The organism is Vibrio profundi (assembly GCF_005281835.1).
GTDB classification, from domain to species: domain Bacteria; phylum Pseudomonadota; class Gammaproteobacteria; order Enterobacterales; family Vibrionaceae; genus Vibrio; species Vibrio profundi.
Genome location: NZ_RZIS01000006.1, coordinates 144,804 through 162,885 on the forward strand (window position 1 = coordinate 144,804; position 18,082 = coordinate 162,885).

General features: G+C 44.5%; 15 protein-coding genes. 5 read left to right on the forward strand and 10 right to left on the reverse strand.

From position 1 onward, the window contains the following. Positions 1-55 precede the first annotated feature (55 nt). Genes yqiA through nudF form a run of 4 tightly spaced genes read right to left on the reverse strand, consistent with a single transcriptional unit; the run spans position 56 to position 2,591 of the window. The gene (gene yqiA / locus ELZ11_RS15755) at positions 56-643 is read right to left on the reverse strand and encodes an esterase YqiA (RefSeq protein WP_137358374.1); all 588 of its coding nucleotides are present in this window, start codon (positions 641-643) and stop codon (positions 56-58) included. Position 644: 1 nt separating this feature from the next. Further along, complete coding sequence (cpdA, locus tag ELZ11_RS15760) at positions 645-1,469, reverse strand: 3',5'-cyclic-AMP phosphodiesterase (protein WP_137358375.1); 825 nt, start codon at positions 1,467-1,469, stop codon at positions 645-647. Positions 1,470-1,506: 37 nt separating this feature from the next. Further along, positions 1,507-1,956, reverse strand: a complete 450-nt coding sequence (locus ELZ11_RS15765; protein WP_137358376.1) for a DUF1249 family protein — start codon at positions 1,954-1,956, stop codon at positions 1,507-1,509. 5 nt (positions 1,957-1,961) lie between these two features. Then, positions 1,962-2,591: an ADP-ribose diphosphatase gene (nudF, locus tag ELZ11_RS15770; protein WP_137358377.1), complete on the reverse strand. Its 630-nt coding sequence runs from the start codon at positions 2,589-2,591 to the stop codon at positions 1,962-1,964. Between the two features lie 227 nt (positions 2,592-2,818). Between nudF and tolC the strand changes: the two genes are divergently transcribed. After that, positions 2,819-4,129, forward strand: a complete 1,311-nt coding sequence (tolC, locus tag ELZ11_RS15775) for an outer membrane channel protein TolC (protein WP_137358378.1) — start codon at positions 2,819-2,821, stop codon at positions 4,127-4,129. Positions 4,130-4,222: 93 nt separating this feature from the next. On the opposite strand, the gene hldE is transcribed toward tolC, so the two are convergent. The 3 genes from hldE to ELZ11_RS15790 form a co-directional block, all read right to left on the reverse strand. Continuing rightward, positions 4,223-5,653, reverse strand: coding sequence for a bifunctional D-glycero-beta-D-manno-heptose-7-phosphate kinase/D-glycero-beta-D-manno-heptose 1-phosphate adenylyltransferase HldE (gene hldE, locus ELZ11_RS15780; RefSeq protein ID WP_137358379.1), 1,431 nt, complete (start codon positions 5,651-5,653; stop codon positions 4,223-4,225). A gap of 102 nt (positions 5,654-5,755) precedes the next feature. Next, on the reverse strand, positions 5,756-8,605 hold the full coding sequence (gene glnE / locus ELZ11_RS15785; protein WP_137358380.1) for a bifunctional [glutamate--ammonia ligase]-adenylyl-L-tyrosine phosphorylase/[glutamate--ammonia-ligase] adenylyltransferase: 2,850 nt from the start codon (positions 8,603-8,605) through the stop codon (positions 5,756-5,758). Between the two features lie 147 nt (positions 8,606-8,752). Further along, positions 8,753-10,009, reverse strand: a complete 1,257-nt coding sequence (locus tag ELZ11_RS15790; RefSeq protein ID WP_137358381.1) for a methyl-accepting chemotaxis protein — start codon at positions 10,007-10,009, stop codon at positions 8,753-8,755. A gap of 92 nt (positions 10,010-10,101) precedes the next feature. Here ELZ11_RS15790 and ELZ11_RS15795 point away from each other — a divergent pair, with 92 nt between their 5' ends. Continuing rightward, entirely contained in the window at positions 10,102-10,854 is a 753-nt protein-coding gene (locus ELZ11_RS15795; RefSeq protein ID WP_167494706.1) for a potassium channel family protein, read from the forward strand. A gap of 38 nt (positions 10,855-10,892) precedes the next feature. On the opposite strand, the gene ELZ11_RS15800 is transcribed toward ELZ11_RS15795, so the two are convergent. After that, positions 10,893-12,410 (reverse strand): CYTH and CHAD domain-containing protein, encoded by a 1,518-nt coding sequence (locus ELZ11_RS15800; protein WP_137358382.1) that lies wholly within the window; start codon positions 12,408-12,410, stop codon positions 10,893-10,895. Positions 12,411-12,618: 208 nt separating this feature from the next. Between ELZ11_RS15800 and ELZ11_RS15805 the strand changes: the two genes are divergently transcribed. The 3 genes from ELZ11_RS15805 to ELZ11_RS15815 all read left to right on the forward strand — a co-directional run bounded on the left by ELZ11_RS15805 (position 12,619) and on the right by ELZ11_RS15815 (position 15,493). Next, entirely contained in the window at positions 12,619-13,299 is a 681-nt protein-coding gene (locus tag ELZ11_RS15805; protein WP_137358383.1) for a TIGR00153 family protein, read from the forward strand. Positions 13,300-13,427: 128 nt separating this feature from the next. After that, positions 13,428-14,690: an inorganic phosphate transporter gene (locus tag ELZ11_RS15810; protein ID WP_137358384.1), complete on the forward strand. Its 1,263-nt coding sequence runs from the start codon at positions 13,428-13,430 to the stop codon at positions 14,688-14,690. Positions 14,691-14,881: 191 nt separating this feature from the next. Beyond that, complete coding sequence (locus ELZ11_RS15815) at positions 14,882-15,493, forward strand: TIGR04211 family SH3 domain-containing protein (protein ID WP_137358385.1); 612 nt, start codon at positions 14,882-14,884, stop codon at positions 15,491-15,493. Between the two features lie 72 nt (positions 15,494-15,565). Here the strand turns inward: ELZ11_RS15815 and ELZ11_RS15820 are convergent, their stop codons facing one another. Together ELZ11_RS15820 and ELZ11_RS15825 are read right to left on the reverse strand one after the other, a co-directional pair. Then, a complete protein-coding gene (locus ELZ11_RS15820; protein ID WP_137358386.1) occupies positions 15,566-16,381 on the reverse strand; it encodes a general secretion pathway protein GspB in 816 nt (271 codons plus the stop codon). After that, entirely contained in the window at positions 16,381-18,018 is a 1,638-nt protein-coding gene (locus ELZ11_RS15825; RefSeq protein ID WP_167494707.1) for an ExeA family protein, read from the reverse strand. Before ELZ11_RS15825 ends, ELZ11_RS15820 begins: the two co-directional genes overlap by 1 nt. Positions 18,019-18,082 lie beyond the last annotated feature (64 nt).

Consider the following 18,082-nt stretch of genomic DNA (forward strand, 5'->3'; position numbering starts at 1 on the left):
TATGATATTTCCCCAACTGATAGGCGAATTATCATTCAAATTTGACGGTCTGAACTCAGAGTTCTAAAAAAGATAAGATTTGTTGGGGGTAACGCTCAAAATCAACAAAGCTATGATCACCGCCTTGTTCAATAGTCTGCTTGCTATTTTGGTATTTATCTACCGCCTGATGGTAGTCGAGAACTTCATCTTCCGTTTGTTGCAGTAACCAAAAGTCTTGTGGGTTCGAAAGCTGCTTTACCTCTAACGCTTTAAGCTCATCGATGTGTTTATGTTCTAGCGTATAAGTTTCTTGAGTATAAGGGTTGGTCTGCTCCCCTAAATAATCAGCCAATAGTTCAAAAGGCTTAACCGCAGGGTTCACAACCACTGCTTTAAAACCATATTGCTTATTTAGCCAAGTCGACAAATACCCACCTAATGAACTGCCAACCAAACCAATTTGGTAATCATCTTTGTATTGTTCAACGAGAGTTTTAAGGTGTTCAGCCGCCAACTGAGGAAAGCTCGGCAATTGAGGTTTCACCACTTTAATATCAGGGCGATGAGCCTGACAATAATCAAACATCACATTCGCTTTGTGCGATTGCGAAGAGCTGTTAAAGCCATGAATATATAAAAGTAATGAAGGTTTCGCCGACATATTAATAGCCTTCTGCGTTGAAGTCCGGTGAAAAGCAGCCATTCACAAGACGTTTAACTTGAGTATCAATAGTACCGTCAGCGTTAAGCTCCAACTCGCGCCATCCCGGAGACAAGGTATCTAGGGCGAAATCATCAGAGTTAGGTTTGAATTGAACACACGTTGATGGTGTCGCCATCACTTGAGCACCCATATGTAAACGGTTCATGTCTTGATGAACGTGACCACATAAGATGCCGCGAACATTCGAATGCTGGCCGACAACATCCCAAAATTGCTCTGAGTCTTTCAAGGTATGCTGATCGAGCCACGCGCTACCAACTAAAATCGGGTGGTGATGCAGCAAAACCAAAGTGTGTAAGTTTGGGTTTTCTTCAAGCTTATCAGCCAATAAAGATAATTGTTGGTCACTTAGACGACCATGAGGTACCCCTACCACTTGAGAATCCAGCATAATCATTTGCCAGTGCTCACCAAGAATCACATGCTCAACACATTGGATCTGCGGAGAAGGCAGTACACTGCTCATACTTGGCTTGTAATCATGATTACCAGGTAGCCAGTAGCAAGGCTTCTTTAAAGGCTTTATCCCTTCTTCGAATTTCTGATATGACTCTGGCGTGTGATCTTGAGAAATATCACCTGTCGCCAAAATTGCTTCATAATCAAAATCTTGCTTTAACACAGCATCCACAACAGCATGAAAGCTGTCTTGAGTATTAATGCTCAACAGACTGCCATTATCAGGCGCAAACAGATGAGTATCGGTAATCTGCAAAAGCTTGATACTGTCAAATTCAGATTTTGAAGTGTGTGATAATTTCAAAATAACAAACCTAAATACGTTCTCTGCCTAGACTTACCTAGTCATTTGAAAATGAGATTGGGGTACGGCTAATGCCATTTTTTAAACAAAAAGTTAACCACTCACCTAAAAACTTGTTTAGCTGGAACTTCTCATCTTTTTGCATAAGTTTTGCGTTTGGATAATCGTAGCGCGCTTTTACTCGCGAAATGTGCCCGCTGGCGCACACTTCTGCCACTCGAGCATCGTGATACAGCCTGACAGACATTTCTGGTAAAGGAAATACTGGTAGTGCATCACTCTGACATATGTCGATTAAAGTAGTGTATTTTGTGACTTCTTTCACTTTCAGCTGATACATCATATTAACGGCTTGATAACAGCGAACATCACCTACTTTATGTGCAGCCGGCAATAATGCATTCAATTTTGCATAATTGGTTTCATAAACACGCATTAATTCAGCTAAATCGACGTGATATGGTTTCTTAGCGGCTACATTTGGCATATTCGTTACTCTATCCAGTTCGATTGTAAATCTAAGTAGTTAAGCTCCAACCATTGCAACGCAATAATTGTGGCACCATTCTCGAACTTACCTTCTTTAACCAATTGGTAAGCTTGTTCGCGAGTCATGACACGTACTCGGATATCTTCATCCTCATAATCTAGACCATGAACGCCACCAGCCTGAGAAGAATCCACTCGACCAACGAACACATCTAGCTTCTCAGAGCACCCACCTGAAGAAGGGTAATATGAAGTAATAGGCAAGATTTGCTCCACTTCAATTCCAGCTTCTTCCATGGCTTCACGACGAACAACTTGCTCAGGTGATTCATCCGTATCAATAATCCCAGCGACAATCTCTAATTGCCAAGGTTGAGCGTGCTCTATCGCACCTACACGGATCTGCTCAATGATGACGACTTCATCTCGAATTGGGTCATAAGGAAGCAGCGCAGCAGCATGGCCTCGCTCAAACATTTCGCGTTCTACAGGCTGACTCCAACCTCCTTCAAAGCGTTTATGCTTAAAGCGATACTTAACCATTTTGAAAAAACCGCTAAAGAGTGTCTCTTTTGAGATTATTTCTACATCTTCGGGAGTAAACTCACGTTCGCTATTGTCATACTGTTGCATTCGTTACCTCACTGGGTGATCTTATAGTTTACTCATTGTGGCACTTAACTACCAAGGATATGGCTCAACTTTTCATATAAAACTTATCAAATAAGTTAAGTCGAGCAAAATAAATATTGCACAAGTGGACAGTTAAGTGTAAAAAAGTGCAAAGTTTCGAGTAAATTACCATCAACTTGAGTTAAACTCTTGAGAATAAACCTTCTTTTAAAGGCAGGAATAGGAAAATGAAAAAACTGCTTCCACTATTTATCAGTGCAGCAATTGGCAGCCTGAGTTCATCAGCATTCGCTGATACGCTAGCTGAAGTTTATGACCAAGCAAAACAGAACGATCCAACACTTCTTCGTTCAGCAGCGCAGCGTGACGCAGCGTTTGAAGCAGTCACCTCTAGCCGTAGTTCTTTATTACCGCAAATCAATTTAACGGCTAACTACGATATTAATCGTGGTGAACAAAATAGCTCTACTAACGACAGCAACCAATGGGGAGTTGGCGTTGGCTTCACACAAGAGCTATACCAGCGTTCTTCTTGGATCACACTAGACACAGCTGAGAAAACAGCACGCCAAGCGGATTCAGCGTATGCAGCAGAACAACAAGGTTTGATCCTTCGTGTTGCGCAAGCGTACTTCGAAGTGTTGCGCGCACAAGACAACTTAGAATTTGTTCGAGCTGAAAAAGCAGCCGTTGCTCGCCAGCTAGAGCAAACTAAGCAACGTTTTGAAGTAGGTTTGTCTGCGATTACCGATGTACATGATGCGCAAGCTCAGTACGATGGCGTACTTGCTGACGAAGTATTAGCAGAAAATACGTTAACCAATAATTACGAAGGTTTACGTGAAATCACAGGCCAAGAGCACTCTAACTTAAGCGTTTTAGATACAGCTCGTTTCTCTGCAAGCAAGTCTTCAGAATCTGCAGCTGCATTAGTTGAACAAGCTCAGCAGAAAAACTTAAGTCTATTAGCGTCTAGAATTTCTCAAGATATTGCGAAAGACAACATCTCATTGGCAAGCTCTGGCCACCTACCTAGCCTAACATTAGATGGTAGCTACGGTCTTACAGACCAATCAAATAGCAACAGTGATTACGATGCAGACAACCTAAACATTGGCTTAAACTTAGTTGTGCCTCTATATACAGGTGGTAATACGACTTCATTGACTAAGCAAGCTGAATACAACTATGTAGCAGCAAGTGAAGACCTAGAAGCAACCTACCGCAGCGTAGTAAAAGACGTTCGTGCATTTAATAACAACATCAGTGCATCAATTGGTGCTCTACGTGCTTACGAGCAATCTGTAGTGTCTGCTCAATCTGCACTTGAAGCAACAGAGGCTGGCTTCGATGTAGGTACTCGTACTATCGTTGATGTTCTAGATTCAACGCGCCGCCTATACGATGCGAACAAGAACCTATCTGATGCTCGTTACAACTACATCTTAAGTGTGCTTCAATTGCGTCAAGCGGTTGGTACACTAAGCGAACAAGACATTGTTGATGTAAACGCAGGTCTAAAAGTCGCAAGCAAGTAATTAGTATTACGCTAATAGCTACAGCTACAAAAATGCCGCTCATTGAGCGGCATTTTTATTGTCTGTTGGATCTTGGTTTTCGATTACTAAGGCTTAGCCTCGGCCACCTTTAATCGCTTCAATGATCTCAGTTGTCGAGCAACCGTCTTCAAAGTTCAGGACTTTAACTTCACCACCTGCAGCAATCACTTCTTTACCACCAGCAATATCTTCAGGCTTATAGTCACCGCCTTTCACCAGAATGCTTGGTAGTACTTCAGAGATCAGGCGCTGTGGCGTGTCTTCAGAAAATGGAACCACCCAGTCGACAGCACCAAGACCAGCAAGAACGGCCATACGACGGTCAGTTGGATTCACCGGGCGACCAGGCCCCTTCAAACGTTTTACCGACTCATCAGTGTTCACTGCGACGATTAGGCGATCGCCCAATTCAGCGGCATGGTTCATGTAAGACACATGGCCAGCATGCAGAATGTCGAAGCAGCCGTTAGTCATAACCACTTTCTCGCCTTTTTCACGAGCACGTTTTACCGCCTCAACTAAAGCGGCTTCAGAGATCACTCCGTAGTCAGTATCTTGGCTACCATGAATCGCTTCAGCGAGCTCAATCGTCGATAGCGTTGAAGTACCTAATTTACCTACCACCACACCGGCAGCAGCATTCGCCAATGCACATGCTTCATCAAGTGGCTTACCAGCAGCTACTGACGCAGCTAACACAGAGATAACCGTATCACCAGCACCAGTCACGTCGTATACTTCTTTGGCTTGCGTCGGCAAATGGAAAGGTTCCACTCCTTTACGCAGCAACGTCATGCCGTGCTCGCTACGAGTCACGAGTAGAGCTTCAAAATCAAATTCTTCAATCAGTGCTAAGCCTTTTTCAATCAAATCTTCTTCAGACTTAACTTTACCTGCCACCAACTCAAACTCAGCCATATTTGGCGTTAGTAAAGTCGCGCCGCGGTAACGCTCAAAATCAGCACCTTTAGGATCAATAAAGACTGGAACGTTTGCAGAACGTGCTTTCTGAATAAAGCGCTGAACATGCTCTAAAGCGCCTTTTGCATAGTCAGAAAGGATCACAGACTTCACGTTTGGTAGCGCTTGCTCCATACGATTAAGTACAAGCTCAGGATCCGTATTTTCAAACTTGTCTTCGAAGTCCAAACGAAGTAACTGTTGCCCACGACTCATGACACGTAGCTTAGTGATTGTTGGATATTCTGGTAACGCCACAAAATCACATTTCACTTTCAGAGCACTTAACGTTTCTGTCAGTACTTTGGCAGGTTCATCCATCCCTGTTAAACCGACGATATGAGCGTGTCCACCAAGTGAAGCAATATTCATTGCTACGTTCGCCGCACCACCTGGACGCTCTTCGTTATTTTCTACTTTAACAACTGGCACAGGCGCTTCTGGTGAGATGCGGCCTGTCGGACCGTACCAATAACGGTCTAGCATCACATCACCGACAATAAGAACGCCTGATTGGCTGTAGTCAGGTAGAATTGGTTTCATTATGGATCTCCAAAAATCGAATCTGGATAGAGTTTAGCACACTGATTACAGCGGCTAAACTATAGATAAAGTTGATAAAACAGCGAGCTGGCGAGTGAAACGTTAACTTCCCATCCACTGCTGCCAAGCGGTTTTTACTTGCTCACGTTCTTGAAGAAATTTGTCTTCGGCTACGTCAGCATCTAAATTCAGTAAGTTCCTATGATGAATTTCATCACGCAACGTTGTGTAGGCATGCGTTAGCGATTGAGCCTGTTCCTCTGAGATAATACCTTGCGACAACATCGACTCAAACACACGTACATTATCACACCAACGCGTAAGTTTCGGTTTTTCATGGCTATAACGTAATACAAGATACTGAGCTAAGAACTCGACATCGGTAATGCCGCCAGCGTCTTGCTTCAACATAAAGCGCCCTTCTTTTTTACTGCCCAGATGATCCCGCATTTTCACACGCATATCAGACACTTCTTTACGCAGTTTGGTTTCATCTCTTGCTAAACAAAGTACGTCATGGCGCGTTTTATTGAACGCACTTGCTAGAGCCTCATCCCCGTAAATCATACGCGCGCGAACCAACGCTTGGTGCTCCCATGTCCATGCATCGTTATGTTGATACTCATCGAACGCATCTGTTGGGCTGACCAATAATCCAGAGGCCCCCGACGGACGTAAGCGAGTATCAACTTCGTAAAGAATGCCCGAAGCGGTACGAGTAGAGAAAATATGGATGATCCGCTGCGCTAAGCGTAAATAGAACTGACGACCGTCAATTTCCTTTTTACCATCGGTATAAACATGCACCGGGCAATCATGCATAAAGACGATATCTAAGTCGGAATTGTAACCAAGCTCCCAGCCACCTACTTTTCCGTAACCGACCACGGCAAAACCACGCCCTTCACGATCTTTAATATGGGTAGGTTCCCCATACTTCGCCGCCACTTGTAGCCACGCTTGATTCACGCCCGCTTCCACTATGGCTTCGGCAAGATAGGTTAAGTGATCACTCACTTTCATGACAGGTAAAACCCCAGCAATATCAGCGGCTGCAATTCGCAGAATACAGGTTTGCTTAAACTGCCTTAATCCTTCCATCTGCTGTTCCATGTCATCTTCAGGAATTCGAGCTAAGTAGTCTCGTAACTCCGTTTTATACGATTCTAGGGGAACCGGGTTATACAGTTGCTGCGGGTCAATTAGTTCATCCAATAAAATTGGGTAGCGCCCAAGCTGCTCCGAAATCATCGGGCTTGCTGTACATAACCGGACGAGCTGAGTTAATGCCGCTGGGTGCTCATCAAGCAGCTCTAGATACGTAGTTCGTGTAACAATTCGATGTAATAGATGCAATACGCGCGCGAGGCCAAATTTTGCGTCTTTATTGCCATATATCGCTTGAAAGACTTTCGGCATTAAGCGGTTTAGTACTTCTCGCCCGCGAGGTCCTAGTGTTTTCTTTGCAAGATCCGTTTTAAATTGAATGATGGTTTTCACCACTTCGTCCGGATTCTCAGCTTGAATGTCATTTTCTAGCACATGCTGCAGAACATCAGGAGAATGTGCCATATCCCAAAGCTCGGAGAAATGGCTAGCAATTGGTGTAGCGTCTTCTTCATCGACGCCAATCAACTCTTCAAAGACGGCGTGTACTTTCGCCATATGTTCACGAGTATCGTCGATCAATAGTGTCCAATTTTGATACCCCATTGCGACTGCGAGTTGCAACTGCTCTTGTTCACCATCAGGCAAGGTTTGGGTCTGCTTATCCCCCATAGCCTGTAGCAAGTTTTCTAGTCGGCGCAGGAACAAGTACGCCGAGTGCAAATTCTCAACATCGCCTTCTTCTAACAACTTTAAGGTATCAATCGCAGCCAAGGTTTCGAGTAAACCTCGACCTCGCAAACTAGGCTCGCGCCCGCCACGAATCAATTGGAAAACTTGAGCAATAAACTCAACTTCACGGATGCCGCCAGGGCCTAACTTAATATTGTTAGATAAACCACGACGTCGAACTTCGCTGCTGATCATCGATTTCATACGACGCAGCGATTGAATGGCACTGAAATCGATATAGCGGCGGAATACAAAAGGACGCAGCATTTGACGTAGCTCTTGATATTCAGGGTACATTTCACTACCCATTACTCGCGCTTTTACCATGGCATAACGCTCCCAATCGCGCCCTTGCTCTTGGTAGTAATCTTCTAGTGCCGCATAGCTCATCACTAACGGGCCACTTTCACCGAATGGGCGTAACCTCATATCAACGCGATAGCAAAAGCCATCGAAAGTCTGTTGATCTAGCGCTTTGATTATTCGCTGACCCAAGCGCGTAAAAAATTGAGCATTGGCGATGCTGCGTCTCGCGCCTTGCGTTTCACCATTTTCTGGATAGGTAAAAATCAAATCGATGTCGGAGGAGAAGTTAAGCTCACCACCCCCTAACTTACCCATGCCAATAATAAGCATTGGTTGAGCGACTCCTTCACTATTACAAGGAGTGCCCCACTCTTTACAGCAAATATCGTATTGCCACTGATAGGTTTCAAATATCATCGCTTCAGCGAGCATTGAAAGGTGCGCTAAGCTTTGCTGGAGTGGCCACGATGCCGTGAAATCACGCCATGCTATGTAGGTCATTTCTCGGTTACGAAATTGTCGCAGTACACGCTGCCCACTCATTTCATCGCTGCAGCCTTGTAGCAATTCTGCCAATCGCTTGCGATAGTTTTCAGACCGACTGTCGTCAGACAACATTTCAGGAAGCGCCTGACACAATAGCGAGTCACGCTGCATACAATCACCAACAAAAGAACTCAAACCGAGTACATACTGAAGTTGGTCACGCATCGACGGCTCCCACGATTCAAGGTGTTCACCTTGGTGTTCAGTTAAATGTTCGAGAGCAGATTGAGAATAAGAAGTGAGTTCTGACGGCAATTGCATGATTCTTCCTTGTAGTAACCTTTGGTGCACCAAGCACCGAGTCACATTTATACCAAACTTAAGCTAATAAAAAACGCCCACAAGAAGAATTGTGGGCGTTAAGTATCTGTATATTTTCACTATGCCGATTAAGACAAAGGGTTACATTTAAACTTTGAATGACTTGATCTTACCGTCGAGCTCTTCCGCATTGCCTTGCATCATTTCTGAAGTTTCCAGAAGTTCACCCACCACTACGACTGAAGCTTCAACTAACTCACGAACATTGGTCAAATTCTGATTCATCTCTTCTGCAACACTACTTTGCTGACCCGCAGCAGTCGCAATTTGGAAATTCATGTCATTGATTTGATTTACTTGTTCAACGATACCATCTAATTCACTGCCAGCATTAGTCACCAGCTCAACACCTTCAGCCGCTTCAACCACACTTTTTTCCATCAGCTCTACGGCAGAGTTAGCACTGCTTTGCAGCTGACTGATCATGTCTTGAATTTCAATTGTGGCATTTTGGGTACGCTGCGCTAGGTTACGAACTTCATCCGCAACCACAGCAAAACCACGGCCCGCTTCACCCGCACGAGCGGCTTCAATAGCGGCGTTCAATGCCAGTAAGTTCGTCTGTTCTGAAATGCCTTGAATCGTACCGACTACGCTGCCAATAGAGTCCACTCGTTCTTCCACTTGGTTCACGGCTGCTGCAGACGCTGAAATGTCTGTCGATAGTTCACTCATCTTAGTCACGGTGCCTTGAACAAAGCGTTGGCCTGTACCCGCTTGAGTAGATGCTTGTTCTGTAAGAGCAGACGCATTTTGTGCATGGTCAGCCACCGTTTGAACGGTAGAAGTCATCTCGCTCATCGCTGTCGCCAATTGATCAATCTCTTGGAATTCTTCCTGAGCCGATTCTTTGGTTTCTGACATGCTCATCGTCATCACTTCGGTCAACGTGAACAACTCTGCTGATGATGTAACCTGCGTTTTAATTACATCATGCAGCTGAACGCGAGTCTTCTCTAGTTCACGAGCAACGTCGCCGTACTCATCTTTACAGTCCATACCAATTGGTACCGATAAATCTTTGCTCGCCATGCGCTTGATCGAATCGCTTAAATATTGCGTTTGACGCAGCATCACTTTCGCAGCTGCCAGCAACAACACTACAAACACGATAATCATGATTGCCGTTTGCCAAGCTACTTGTACTAAGTATGCTTCATAATGCTGCTGAGCCACTACCGCATCGTTAGTTGCCGATAATAAAGCTTTATGGAATGTACTTGCATCCCAGAGCTGCTTAGCGATGATCAAAATAGTACTGAACACCATTAACATGATCATCTTAGGAACAAGACGAATATCAGAGATAATCCTTTCCCACGGCTTAAATGCCAGCTTTGTCATTGTCAGTTCTCCACTAAGTCTTATATATTAATATTTTTACACTAGCCGCAATCTCACAAATAACGGGGTTCGCTATTTATTTTGAGCTTCGTATGAATTGTCATGATACCAAAGACGCCACTCGGCCAATGAGCTTAATGTCACTTATACTGTCTTTCTTGGCGTTATTTGTGATCTCCGGCTTATTGTTTGCTCCGATTGATCAAGAATCTCGACAAGTTCTTATCGGCCTCGACTTTATTATCTGTAGCGTTTTTCTTTTCCAGCTCACCATCGATCTTGTCAGATCGTCGGATCGATCGCAGTTTTTAAAAACTCACTGGATCGACTTCCTAGCAAGCATTCCTATGATCGAGCCGCTACGCTACGCACGCATCTTCCATATCTTGCGAGTAATCCTTGTTATTCGCTCTAGCCAAACCATCTTTACGCAGCTACTCAAAAGCCGAAAAGAAACCACCTTAGCTTCAATTATTTTGCTTTTGGTGGTGTTGCTGACACTCGGTGCTGGCACGGTTTTAGTTATCGAAGGGAAAGACCCAGGCGCCAACATCACAACAGGCCAAGATGCGCTGTGGTGGGCGTTCGTGACAATTTCAACGGTAGGCTACGGCGATCACTACCCAGTAACCATGGCAGGGAAGTTAGTCGCGTCATTGGTGATCATTTGCGGTGTAGGGATTTTCGGTATGATTTCTGGCTTAATTACTTCGTTAATTACGTCACCAACAGAGCAGCAAGACCAACGCTCGGAAAACAAAGAAAAGCTCCTGTTACAGATACTCGATCAGCAACAACAGATTATCGAACGGCTCGATAAGCTCGAAAAACAGGCAAAAAAATAGAGCTCACAGAGCTCTATTTTTATCATGTCATTGAAGCGCTAATCTTGCCAATATGGCTCAACTTCTACGCTAATCTGGCGGGTTTGCTCCATCGCATGCAAGATTGAAACTTCTTGGCGAGCCAACCAGCGTTCTAACTGATCTTTCTCATCGCCTTCAAGCTTTTCCGTCAACGGCGACAACGTACGCAACATCAACAAGTCATCAATACCTTGGATAAGATCTGCCCATGGTAAACGGAAGCTGTTACGCTCATCGGCATCATACAAACTCGCAAAGCCAACTCCAGAATACAGGTTACGCATCAAGCGATATTGCTGGTCGATATACGCCTGGCTAGACATCACTCGTTCAGGTGGGAAAGCTTCCATTAGCTCCGCCCAAGTTCTGTCTAATTGCTTGACCGAAAACCATTCAATACCACGAGACATCTGTTGACGCGCTTTATCATCCAAGAAAGGTTGCCAGCCACGAGACAAAATCCAGCGACTTAAATCAAGCAATAACCCGGTATAACGAGAAGAACTCAGCAACGTTAATAACTCTTCACGCTCAGGAAGTTGTTCTTGCATTTCTTTGAGCTCACCGACTAAGAATTTTCGCGCATCCAGTTTACGTAGGACATGGCCTTTATCTTCAAGCAGGTCTTCCAAGTAGTCATAGGTTTTCAACCACTTCAGCTCTTGTTCTAGCCACTTTAATTCTTGACGAAGGATCGCACTTGCACGCCTCGGAACTATGCCACCGTAAATCGTGAAGGTTTGACGGATAAAGCTGATCGAGTGACTGATTTCATGCAATGCTTCAATTGACTGGCGCTCAGTGTAAATCTGCTCGTGATAGTGCCAATGTGAAAGTGCGTGTTCTAAAGACTGAATAAAGCAAGACTCAACCGTATCGTTGTTGTCTGTTTTTACGAGCTCTAGCTCTTTCACTTCATCGCCTGCGTAACCTTGCGCTAAACGATAACCTTTAGCAGCTTTACTTAGGTTACCCAAACGCATGCCACCTTGTTCGCCAAACTGACGAGACAACGTGAATAGCGCATCTGTTTGCCCAGATTTAAGCTCTAACTCAACTTCACAGATGGGTTCTTTTTTATCACCCGAAATTACCCAACCTTGGTCAAAAGCGACTTCAATTTGGCTGCCATCAGGCATGCCAATCAGCCATTGCTCACGCGTAAAGTTAGTAGAGAATAGTGGGAATAATTCAGATTGCAGCGTGTCTGCATCTTTGCCCGTTGGCCAGATATCCGCAGGATGTAATGATAGCTTAGGATCATCACAGTCGTGTTCTGCGTTATACTCAGGTCGTTGATGTAAACCTGCAACCACTCGGCCTGCAGTTTTTACGGTTTGTACAAAAACGTCATCAAAACGTCGAATACGCAAGCCAATATCATGCTTACGCAACCAGTTATCTGGGGTGTCAAAGTAAGTGTTACCTAATTCACGACAACTGTGCTGAAGTACCTTCGTTTCAGAGATTTTTTCTCGCAAAACCTTTGAAAAGTTTGGAGAAACAAAAAACTTCAGTTCTATCTCGGTTTCCATAGCTATGCCTTTCTGGGAAGATAGGAACAGGATATTGCCAATTTTAAATGTGGGCAAGAAAGAAATATCGCGCTATTGATGATCTAAAACAGTTTTAATGCGGGATTGATTGGGTTAACATGCGCGACTTTGTAGCCATCGCTCAACATTTCACCGTGAATCACGGGATTTGTTTTTTCAAGGTTATTATTTATTAGGTTGGACGACCATGCCAGTAAATACAATTATGGGGTTATTTGCAAAGTCCCCAATTAAACCTTTGCAGCGCCACGTTGTGTGCGTGAATGAATGTTGCTCTCACCTAGTTAACTTTTTTGAAGTAAGTTCAAAAGGGGATTGGGAAAAAGCGGCTGAAATTCGTGCTCAAATTTCTCACCTAGAGAAAGAAGCCGACGTGCTTAAGCGCGAAATCCGTCTTAAACTTCCTCGCGGTTTGTTTATGCCAGTTGATCGCACCGACATGTTGGAGCTATTAACTCAGCAAGACAAATTAGCTAACCTTGCGAAAGACATTGCAGGCCGTGTTTACGGTCGTCAGCTTGTCATTCCAGCACCTCTACAAGAAAACTTCCTTGCTTACGTTAAACGTTGTCTTGATGCAGCTAACCAAGCTCAAAACGTAATTAACGAACTAGATGAACTACTAGAAACTGGCTTTAAAGGCCGTGAAGTGACTCTTGTGGCAGAGATGATTCATCAATTAGATGTAATTGAAGATGACACGGACGCGATGCAGATAGAACTGCGCCAACAACTAATGGCGATTGAAGGCGATCTGAATCCAGTTGATATCATGTTCTTATACAAAATTCTTGAATGGGTCGGCGGTATTGCAGATCAAGCTCAGCGTGTAGGCGCTCGTCTTGAAGTAATGCTTTCTCGATCTTAAAACATACGTTAACCATATAACGAAGAGCATTTTTTAAACAAACCACTTATGCGTTGAGTATTTCTCTCGCTGAGCGGTTTTTTGCGTCTAAATTTGCTCCGCTTGTTATCAAACAACTAGGTATTACGATGGATATCCTTGCTAACTACGGCACTGTCCTGATTATTGTTGCAGCAGCTTTCGGTTTCTTGATGGCTATTGGTATTGGTGCAAATGACGTTGCAAACGCAATGGGCACCTCAGTAGGCTCTAAAGCTCTAACCGTTAAACAAGCGATCATTATCGCAATGATCTTTGAATTCGCTGGTGCATATCTTGCCGGTGGCGAAGTTACCGATACGATCCGTAAAGGTGTTATCGAGACATCTCTATTCGCACATCAACCAGACGTACTTGTATTCGGTATGATGTCGGCACTTCTTGCTGCGGGTACATGGTTACTTCTAGCTTCGTACATGGGCTGGCCTGTATCTACTACTCACTCAATCATCGGTGCAATCATCGGTTTCGCTTGTATTTCTGTTGGTACAGAAGCAGTGGACTGGGGCAGTGTTCAAGGTATTGTTGGTAGCTGGATTGTTACCCCTCTTATCTCTGGCTTCTTTGCTTACGTCATATTCATCAGTGCACAACGTTTAATTTTCGACACTGAAAACCCACTGTTCAATGCAAAACGTTTTGTTCCGGTTTACATGTTCATCACTACCATGGTGATTGCACTGGTAACCATCAAGAAAGGTCTTAAGCACGTTGGACTACACCTGAGCAATACTGAAGCATGGGTTTGGTCAGCAGGCGTTTCTGCTATGGTCATGATTGGCGGCTACCTATACATCCAGAAGAAATTCGCTAACCGCGAAGACGACCACGGCTTTGCAGGTGTTGAAGGCATCTTCTCTGTTCTTATGGTTATCACGGCCTGTGCAATGGCATTTGCGCACGGTTCGAACGATGTAGCGAACGCAATTGGTCCACTGTCAGCGGTTGTTTCAACAGTTGAACATATGGGTGAAATCTCAGGTAAAAGCACTATCGCATGGTGGATTCTTCCACTAGGTGGTATTGGTATCGTTGTTGGCCTTGCAACAATGGGTCATAAAGTAATGGCAACCGTTGGTACTGGTATTACAGAACTAACACCAAGCCGTGGCTTTGCAGCGCAACTTGCAACAGCATGTACGGTTGTTCTTGCGTCTGGTACTGGTCTTCCAATCTCTACGACCCAAACACTAGTTGGTGCGGTTTTAGGTGTTGGTTTCGCTCGCGGTATCGCAGCACTAAACTTAGGCGTTGTACGTAACATCGTGGCATCTTGGATTGTAACGCTGCCAGCTGGCGCACTATTAGCGGTTGTATTCTTCTACATGATTCAAGCAATGTTCGCTCTGTAAGCACTTGCTACTAAGTCAAGAATATGTGAGTCCGAATAACGATATGTAAATACAATGTCATTATTGACTCAAACGCACAGAAAGGGAGGCTTAGCCTCCCTTCTTTGTTGCACCAGATAAAGAAACTAAATACTATTTGGTAATTAAGGCTGACTCTTCGCCTCCCAATTAGAATCGTTAAGGGATTTACTGTGAAAAAACTGATCTGCATGGTTTTGTTCGCAATGCTAGCGGCTCCTGCGGCATTTGCTCAAGACCGTTACATCGCCGATAAACTATTTACTTACATGCACTCTGGCCCGAACAATACATACCGTATTATTGGCAGTGTTGATGCAGGTGAAAAAATCAAACTTCTACAAGCGAACAAACAAACTGGCTACAGTGAAATCGTGGATAGTCGTGGCCGTAAAGGTTGGGTAGAAAGTAAGTTTGTTAGCCGTCAAGAAAGCATGGCGCTTCGTTTACCTAAACTTGAAAAAGAACTGGCTGAAGTGAAAGACAAGCTCGCTAACGCTCGCCAAAGTGCAGACAGTGAAAAAGCCGGCTTAATCAGCTCTCTTGACTCTCGTAACAAGCAAATCTCAGATCTTGAGCAGAACTACAGCGAAATCAGCCAACAACTAACGTCTTCTCAAACTGAGAACCGTGAGCTACGCGCAAAACTTGATACTCAAAAAGACGACCTACTACTGAAGTACTTCATGTACGGTGGTGGCGTGGCTGGCATCGGTCTGTTACTTGGACTGATCTTGCCGCATATTATTCCTCGCCGTAAGAAGTCTCCAAACGGTTGGGCATAATCTCTCTTCAATAAAAAAGGTCACCTCGGTGACCTTTTTTATTGCTTGTAATTCGAGAGGCAGAAGTAACCTTTAGCCCTGCCATTCGTACAGTGCTGGTACTCTAATATTCAAACGCTTAAATTGAATCATCACAAACTGCGGTTCGATATCAATGATCTGAATGCCTTCATCAACCCAATCACCCGAACTCGCTTCTTGGCCATTCACTTTTATCCAGCGCTTATTTTCATCGCTCGAATACATATGCGCTTGGAAGTTTAATTTAGGTAACCACCCTTCAAGCTGAGCAGCATCTTTCTCAATATCCAATGCATCACCGTATACCGAGCTTGTGGTCTCATCAGCAGAGTTAGAGTCGTTAGTACCATTGAGAATAGACTCAATCGTCAAAGCTAACTCAGGGGAGAATTCACTCATGTCTAAATTTTCTAGCGCCAAGTTCTCATTTGCTGTCGGCTGACCCTGGACGTTAGCAGCTTCAGTAGCTGGAACAGGGGCTTCAACGGGGCGCGGAGCTGATGAGTTACTTTCTACAGTTCTAAGCATTGGCTGCGCGGTGAGATAGCTTTCTTGGCGAAGCAAAGGCTTGAGTTCGGTAAGCTGAGGAGCAGGCCGCAGGTCTTTGATTTCGATTGCTGGCGCCTCAACTGGTATTGGCTCCACCTCAACCACAACAGGTACAGGAGTGGGTTCGTTGTTAACGTAATCTGGCAACACCTGAGACCCTACCACCGCTATAGATGGCAGTAAAACCACACAAGCAATGCCCGTAAGCGACCATTTTTTTGTGGACCTTACACCTTGAGGAGATGGATACATACCTGAATTAGACTGATTCAACGTCGCACGCTGCGTGCTTTCCAACGCTTTCATGACCTGAGACATTAGTACTCCTCCTCAGGTAAACGCTGTAATTTAGGCGCATCAAGTTGAGCTAGCCTTTGCAATCGCGCCAGTGTATTCCGCCCTGCGATACCGTCGACCGCCATGCCTTGCCAACTTTGGAATGCTTCCACCTTTTTCTCTAGCTCGGCATCATAGACATCACTGCCAGAAGTCGTTTCATTCAACACTTCGGATAATAGTAAGTCCAACATCATGACCGCATCGCCTTGGAAGTTTCGTTTTAAGGTTTGCCTTAACGGCTGCTGCCAAATTGCGAAATATTCACCTTGCCACAACTGAGTCAACTGCTGGTAAGAAATACGTAACAGTTGATCATTAGCAAGTAGCTCAACTTCATCGTCATCCACGCTATACAGCACCGCATAGGTAGGTGATTGTTGATATTCCAGAGAAAGTACTACTGGCATATCCCATTCAATGAGATCCGACAAACTTGCTGATGCTTGGCCGCACGTGAAAATGCTTTGCGGTTCAGATAGGCATAATCCATCTCGCATTGAGGGTTGATATCCCCACAGCTGGTATAAGTTTTGAATCGCAGCAGCGCGACTGGTCGCAGTAGTTAAGAAAGCTTGTGCTTGTTCTGAAAAGTCAGGTAATGCAGCGATCATCATTCGTTCAATTTGAGCGGGGGCTACTTTCTGTTTCTGAGTTTGCTCCACCTGAACTTGGTCTGGCTGCATTAGTTGAGGTAACCAAGTGTAGCTAGCCGCTGCTAGCCCTAAACCCATGACACCAGCAACCGCATAGGCGATCGCAGTACGAAACGCGCCATTCGTTGAAGAAGTTTCTTGCTGGTATATAGAAGCTTGAAAAGACATGACTTGCTGACACGCACGCTCTACCGTCGCGGTATCAGGTTTATCTAAGCCTGCATGAAAAGTAAGTTGCAGCGCTTTATCACAGACTAAATTGATTAGCCGTGGAATACCGTGAGTGTGTTGGGCGATCAACTTAATACTGCGGTTAGAAAACATAGCCACTTGCCCACCAGCCGTATCTAAACGGAAATCAATGTACTGACCAGTTTCTGCAATATTTAACGGGAGTAAGTGATAACGACCAGTAATTCGTTGAGCCAACTGGCGCAATTGTGTCGTTTGTAAGTGCTGCTGTAATTCGGGTTGTCCGACTAACAATACTTTCAATAGCTTACGGCTATCGGTTTCCAAGTTCGTCAGTAATCGTAACTGCTCTAATACATCGGCAGCTAAATGCTGCGCTTCATCAATAACCAATAAGGTTTGAATGCCCTGATCATTGTTATCGAGAAGGTAATCGTAAATGGCTTGGTTAAGCTCTTTTAAACTAGGCTGAGATGGGTACTCAATATCAAATTCATCACAGATCGCTTCTAGTAAATCTGTACTAGAGAAGGTTGGGTTAAGGATTAGGCCCGCAATAGTCTGCTCATCAAGTTCAGACAACATCGCTTTAGCAACGGTAGTTTTCCCAGTGCCTACTTCACCAGTTAACATGGCAAAGCCGCCACCTTCTCCTAATCCTGCCTGTAAGTTCTGCATCGCCTCTTGGTGGCGCTGACTTAAAAACAAATATCGAGAATTTGGTACAATCGAAAATGGCATTTCGACAAAGCCAAAATAATCCTTATACATGAGCAACCCTATAATGATGATTAAAGGAAAGTACCATTGCTCATGATAATGTCCAGTAGTGATA

Bases quoted from the DNA above. Each gene is read 5' to 3' on its own strand.
- yqiA (WP_137358374.1), bottom strand. From the start codon at position 643: ATGTCGGCGAAACCTTCATTACTTTTATATATTCATGGCTTTAACAGC.
- ELZ11_RS15810 (WP_137358384.1), top strand. From the start codon at position 13,428: ATGGATATCCTTGCTAACTACGGCACTGTCCTGATTATTGTTGCAGCA.
- ELZ11_RS15805 (WP_137358383.1), top strand. From the start codon at position 12,619: ATGCCAGTAAATACAATTATGGGGTTATTTGCAAAGTCCCCAATTAAA.
- hldE (WP_137358379.1), bottom strand. From the start codon at position 5,653: ATGAAACCAATTCTACCTGACTACAGCCAATCAGGCGTTCTTATTGTC.
- tolC (WP_137358378.1), top strand. From the start codon at position 2,819: ATGAAAAAACTGCTTCCACTATTTATCAGTGCAGCAATTGGCAGCCTG.
- ELZ11_RS15800 (WP_137358382.1), bottom strand. From the start codon at position 12,410: ATGGAAACCGAGATAGAACTGAAGTTTTTTGTTTCTCCAAACTTTTCA.
- ELZ11_RS15765 (WP_137358376.1), bottom strand. From the start codon at position 1,956: ATGCCAAATGTAGCCGCTAAGAAACCATATCACGTCGATTTAGCTGAA.
- ELZ11_RS15820 (WP_137358386.1), bottom strand. From the start codon at position 16,381: ATGTCTCAGGTCATGAAAGCGTTGGAAAGCACGCAGCGTGCGACGTTG.
- nudF (WP_137358377.1), bottom strand. From the start codon at position 2,591: ATGCAACAGTATGACAATAGCGAACGTGAGTTTACTCCCGAAGATGTA.
- glnE (WP_137358380.1), bottom strand. From the start codon at position 8,605: ATGCAATTGCCGTCAGAACTCACTTCTTATTCTCAATCTGCTCTCGAA.
- ELZ11_RS15790 (WP_137358381.1), bottom strand. From the start codon at position 10,009: ATGACAAAGCTGGCATTTAAGCCGTGGGAAAGGATTATCTCTGATATT.
- ELZ11_RS15795 (WP_167494706.1), top strand. From the start codon at position 10,102: ATGAATTGTCATGATACCAAAGACGCCACTCGGCCAATGAGCTTAATG.
- ELZ11_RS15825 (WP_167494707.1), bottom strand. From the start codon at position 18,018: ATGTATAAGGATTATTTTGGCTTTGTCGAAATGCCATTTTCGATTGTA.